1 protein-coding gene is annotated in these 1243 nt (G+C 53.5%); it reads left to right on the forward strand.

Annotated features, from left to right (window positions below):
* Nucleotides 1–116: 116 nt before the first annotated feature.
* Nucleotides 117–1204 (forward strand): IS3 family transposase gene (locus tag CF137_RS20440; RefSeq protein ID WP_113736197.1). Its coding sequence is split into 2 segments (ribosomal slippage): nucleotides 117–366 and nucleotides 366–1204, totalling 1089 coding nucleotides; the frame shifts between segments, so codons are not numbered across the junction.
* The last annotated feature ends 39 nt before the right edge of the window (nucleotides 1205–1243 follow it).

The following is a 1243-nucleotide window of genomic DNA, read 5'->3' on the forward strand; positions in this document are numbered from 1 at the left end:
GCGGGGCAGTTTGTGCTGCCGGCACGAAGGGAACGAAGTTACCCCGGTAATCCCCCCGAAAACCTGGGGTGCTCATAAGTAGAATTTTCTCGTATCTTGAACGCAGGAGGTTCTACATGAAAACATCACGCTTTAGCGATGCCCAAATCATCGCCATCCTCAAACAGGCCGAGTCTGGCTCACCCGTCCCTGAACTCTGCCGCGAGCATGGCATCAGTTCCGCGACCTTTTACAAGTGGCGCACCAAATTCGGTGGCATGGATGCCTCTCTCATGGCTCGCCTCAAAGAGCTGGAGGAGGAAAACCGCCGCCTCAAGAAGATGTATGCCGAGGAGCGCCTCAAAGCCGAGATTATCGCCGAGGCCATAGCAAAAAAGTGGTGACGCCATCTGCCCGCAGGGAGATGGCTACCAAAGCCGTGTCACTCTTTGCCATTTCTATCCGGCTAGCCTGCAACATCTTCAAGGTCAGCGAAGGCTGTTATCGCTATCAACCCATGCTCGCCGATGAAAACCAGCTTATTGCGGATTGGTTGCTGCGTATCACCAACAGCCAGCGGAACTGGGGCTTTGGCCTCTGCTTCCTCTACCTGCGTAACGTCAAAGGGTTTGCTTGGAACCACAAGCGGGTCTACCGGATCTATCGGGAGCTTGAACTGAACTTGCGCATCAAGCCCAAGAAGCGACTGGTACGTGAAAAGCCGCAGGCTCTGGCCGTACCTGCCCAGCCTAACCACTGCTGGTCGATGGATTTTATGCACGATCAACTGAGCGATGGTCGGTCAGTGCGACTGTTTAATGTGATCGATGATTTTAACCGCGAGGCGCTGTGCATTGAGGTCGATTTTTCATTGCCCGCTTCACGGGTCAAGCGCGCACTGGAGCAGGTGATTGAGTGGCGTGGCAAACCGGCGATGATCCGGTGCGATAATGGACCAGAATATATCAGCGAAGTGCTCAAGGCGTGGGCGGCGAAACAGGAGATCACCTTGGGGTATATCCAACCAGGCAATCCTCAGCAGAACGCGTACATAGAGCGGTTTAACAGAACGGTACGTTACGATTGGTTGGCTCATCATCTGTTTGGCACACTGGAGGAGCTCCAAGAGTTTGCAACACAATGGCTATGGGTTTATAACCATGAGCGGCCCAATATGGCGCTGGATGGTTATACCCCAAAGCAGCATCTGACAAAGGCTGCATGACCTCTACTTTTGAATGCCCCTAAAAATGGGGGGATTACC

The sequence above is a fragment of the Aeromonas sobria genome (assembly GCF_006243315.1).
Lineage (GTDB): Bacteria > Pseudomonadota > Gammaproteobacteria > Enterobacterales > Aeromonadaceae > Aeromonas > Aeromonas sobria_A.